The 4,047-nt window shown below is 67.4% G+C and carries 4 protein-coding genes; all 4 read left to right on the plus strand.

The window, feature by feature from the left end; translation table 11 throughout:
* The coding region (locus ACCC94_RS28280; RefSeq protein ID WP_413352909.1) for a PLP-dependent aminotransferase family protein at window positions 1–721 on the plus strand (721 nt) is incomplete at its 5' end.
* Between the two features lie 281 nt (window positions 722–1,002).
* The gene (locus ACCC94_RS28285) at window positions 1,003–3,021 is read left to right on the plus strand and encodes a ribonucleoside triphosphate reductase (RefSeq protein WP_413352910.1); all 2,019 of its coding nucleotides are present in this window, start codon (window positions 1,003–1,005) and stop codon (window positions 3,019–3,021) included.
* Window positions 3,022–3,061: 40 nt separating this feature from the next.
* Window positions 3,062–3,208, plus strand: a complete 147-nt coding sequence (gene nrdD / locus ACCC94_RS28290; protein WP_015479043.1) for an anaerobic ribonucleoside-triphosphate reductase — start codon at window positions 3,062–3,064, stop codon at window positions 3,206–3,208.
* Window positions 3,205–3,903 (plus strand): anaerobic ribonucleoside-triphosphate reductase activating protein, encoded by a 699-nt coding sequence (locus ACCC94_RS28295; RefSeq protein ID WP_413352911.1) that lies wholly within the window; start codon window positions 3,205–3,207, stop codon window positions 3,901–3,903. Before nrdD ends, ACCC94_RS28295 begins: the two co-directional genes overlap by 4 nt.
* Window positions 3,904–4,047: the final 144 nt, after the last annotated feature.

Raw genomic sequence — 4,047 nt, forward strand, 5'->3', positions numbered from 1 at the left:
CGGCCTGCGTGTGGAGGACGGCATCACCCGTGCGCCGGATGCGCGCTTCGCGCTGGTCACGCCGTCGCAGCAGAGCCCCACCGGCGTCGCGCTCAGCCTGCCACGCCGCCTGGCCCTGCTGGACTGGGCGGCGGGCAACGGTGCATGGATAGTCGAGGATGACTACGACAGCGAATACCGCTACGCCGGCTTCCCCCTGCCGGCGCTGAAGAGTCTCGACCGCGCCGGCCGCGTGCTCTACACCGGCACCTTCAGCAAGGTGCTCTACCCGGCCCTGCGCCTGGGCTACCTGGTGGTGCCGGCACAGCTGGTGGAGGACTTCGTGCGCGCCCAGCAGGTGTTCTCCTCCGGCTGCGCGGAGCTGCTGCAGGCGACCCTGTGCGACTTCATGCAGGAAGGCCACTTCGCCCGCCATCTCAAGCGCACCCGCGCGCTCTATGCCCAGCGCCGCCAATGGTTGCGCAGCGCGCTGGAAGAACGTCTCGGCGCGCAGCTGCGCTTCGCCGACACGCCCGGCGGCCTGCACCTGATCGGCGCGCTGGAGCAGGATGATCTCGCCGTCGCCCGCCGCGCGCACGCCGAAGGCCTCGGTCTGCAGGCGCTGAACGCCTGGTGCGTGGAAGCCAGGCGCGAGCCGGCGCTGCTCATGAGCTTTACCAATGTCAGCGACGAGCAGTTCGCCGGGCGCCTGGCGGAGCGATTGGCGCCGCTGCTGGGCTGAGTTGCCGGCGCGTTCTGCGCATTGCCGTTCGCGAGCAAGCTCGCTCCTACGAAGAGCACGCCGGTGTGTCCCTGTAGGAGCGAGCTTGCTCGCGAACCACAGCGCTCACACCATGATCGACTCATCCCGGGGCATGCAGCGGTCAATACCTCCGATGGCAAAAATTGACTGACACACACCCTTGACCGAGGTCAATTTTCCTACGGGCGATGCCGTTAGATTCCCACAACATCTTGTTGCCTTGAATCAATCCAGGCACAGCATGTTGTGGAATCAAGCCAATGCCTCTGACACGTACAACCGTTCTTCCCGCCAGCCTGCGCAAGCGCAATGGCAGCTCTGCCGCCTTCGACCCGAGCAAGATCGAACGCGCCATCGCCGCCGCCGGCGAGGCCAGCGGCGAGTTCAGCGCACCTCAGGCGCAGGAGCTCACCCGTCGCGCGCTGGCCCGCCTGCCGGCAGATAACGATCTGGACGTGGAGCAGGTGCAGGACGTCGTCGAGCGCGCCCTGATGGAAGCCGGCCACTACCCCACCGCGCGCGCCTACATCGTCTACCGCGAACGCCACGGCCGCCTGCGCCGCGAGCGCAAGACGCTGGTGGACGTCGCCGCCTCGATGAACGAATACCTGTCGCGGGAAGACTGGCGGGTGCGCGCCAACGCCAACCAGGGTTACTCCCTGGGCGGGCTGATCCTCAACGTGTCGGGCAAGGTCACCGCCAACTACTGGCTGGACGAGGTCTACAGCGAGGGCATCGCCGTCGCCCACCGCGAGGCCGACCTGCACATCCACGACCTCGACATGCTCGCCGGCTACTGCGCCGGCTGGTCGCTGCGCACCCTGCTCAGCGAAGGCCTGAACGGCGTGCCGGGGCGGGTCGAGGCCGGGCCGCCCAAGCACCTCTCCAGCGCGCTGGGGCAGATGGTCAACTTCCTCGGCACCCTGCAGAACGAGTGGGCCGGCGCCCAGGCCTTCAGCTCCTTCGACACCTACCTCGCGCCCTACGTGCGCAAGGACGGCCTGAGTTATCAACAGGTGCGCCAGGCGCTGCAGGAGTTCATCTACAACCTCAACGTGCCCTCGCGCTGGGGCACCCAGACGCCCTTCACCAACCTGACCTTCGACTGGGTCTGCCCGGAGGATTTGCGCGAGCAGATTCCCTACGTCGGCGGCGTGGAGATGCCCTTCGCCTATGGCGAGCTGCAGGCCGAAATGGACCTGATCAACCGCGCCTACATCGAGGTGATGCAGGCCGGCGACGCCCACGGCCGGGTGTTCACCTTCCCGATCCCGACCTACAACATCACCCAGGATTTCCCCTGGGACAGCGACAACGCCACGCGCCTGTTCGAGATGACCGCGCGCTACGGCCTGCCGTACTTCCAGAACTTCCTCAACTCGGACATGCAGCCCAACCAGGTGCGCTCCATGTGCTGCCGCCTGCAACTGGACGTGCGCGAGCTGCTCAAGCGCGGCAACGGGCTGTTCGGCTCGGCGGAACAGACCGGTTCGCTGGGCGTGGTGACGATCAACTGCGCGCGCCTGGGCTACCGCCATCGAGGTGACGCTGCCGCGCTCTACGCCCAGCTCGATTACCTGCTGGAGCTGGCCTTCGACAGCCTGGAGATCAAGCGCAAGGTCATCCAGCAGCACATGGACGCCGGGCTCTATCCCTACACCAAGCGTTACCTGGGCACCCTGCGCAACCACTTCTCCACCATCGGCGTGAACGGCCTGCACGAGATGCTGCGCAACTTCACCGAGGACCGCGAAGGCCTGCACACCGAGGTCGGCCGGCAGATGGCGCTGGAACTCCTGGACCATGTGCGAGCGCGGCTGGTGCGCTTCCAGGGAGACAGCGGACACCTCTACAACCTGGAGGCCACGCCGGCCGAAGGCACCACCTACCGCTTCGCCCGCGAGGATCGCAGGCGCCACCCGGACATTCTCCAGGCCGGCACGCCGGACGCGCCCTACTACACCAACTCCTCGCAGCTGCCGGTGGGGCTCACCGACGATCCGTTCGAGGCGCTGGAACTGCAGGACGCGCTGCAATGCAAGTACACCGGCGGCACCGTGCTGCACCTGTACATGGCCGAGCGCATCTCCAGCGCCGAGGCCTGCAAGACCCTGGTGCGCACCGCCCTCGGGCGCTTCCGCCTGCCCTACCTGACGGTGACGCCGACCTTCTCCATCTGCCCGGTGCACGGCTACCTCGCCGGCGAACACGAGTTCTGCCCGCGCTGCGACGAAGCCGCGCTGCAGAAAGCCGCATCCAGCAGCTGCTGTGTCGGCTGACCCTCCTTCACTCTCACCCCGCAAAACAGGAGCACCACCGATGACCGCCAACCAACTGCCCGAAAGCCAGCGCCAGCGCTGCGAGGTGTGGACCCGTGTGATGGGCTACCACCGCCCGGTGACGGCGTTCAACGCCGGCAAGCAATCCGAGCACCGCGAGCGCCGCCACTTCCGCGAGACGCGATGAGCAGCACGCTCAGGGTCGGGGGCCTGGTGCCCCTGACCACCCTCGACTACCCCGGACTGCTCGCCTGCGTGCTGTTCTGCCAGGGCTGCGCCTGGCGCTGCAGCTACTGCCACAACCCGGAACTGATTCCGCCGCGTGGCGAAGCGCAGATCCACTGGGACGACATCCTCGCCTTTCTCCGACGCCGCCAGGGCCTGCTGCAGGCCGTGGTGTTCAGCGGCGGCGAGGCGACGCTGCAGAACGCCTTGCCCGAGGCCATGGCCAGCGTGCGCGAGATGGGGTTCAGGGCTGGGCTGCACAGCGCCGGCATCCGCCCGGAGTCCTTCGTCCGCGCACTGCCCCAGGCCGACTGGATCGGCTTCGACGTGAAGGGGCTGGCCGAGGACATGGACGCCATAACGTGCGTGAAAGGCAGCGGCCTGGCCAACTGGCGCAGCCTGGAGCTGTTGCTGGAGAGCGGCGTGGACCACGAATGCCGCACCACCGTGCACTGGCAGTTGTTCGACCTGGAGCGCCTGCGCCGACTGGCCACGCGGTTGCGCGGAATGGGTGTGGATAACTTCGTCGTGCAATTGGCCCGCAGCGGTCGACAGCTGGACCCCGAGCTGATCGCCACGCCCGCACCCCACGGCGCGCCCGATCTGTGGCGGGAACTGCACTCACTGTTCCCGCGCTTCGAATTGCGCGATGCCTGAACACCGCCGGAAGCATTCCCTTAGGAGCGAGCTTGCTCGCGAACCACGCCTCGCTGCGGAGTCTGTTGGCGGGGCAGCAGGCGCCGACGAAGAGCAAGAAAAAAGGCCCGAGGGCGCAATACCCCGCACGGGTTTTACGGCCCC

Origin of the sequence: Pseudomonas sp. Pseusp97 (assembly GCF_047304025.1) — a bacterium.
Classification (GTDB): Bacteria; Pseudomonadota; Gammaproteobacteria; order Pseudomonadales; family Pseudomonadaceae; genus Pseudomonas.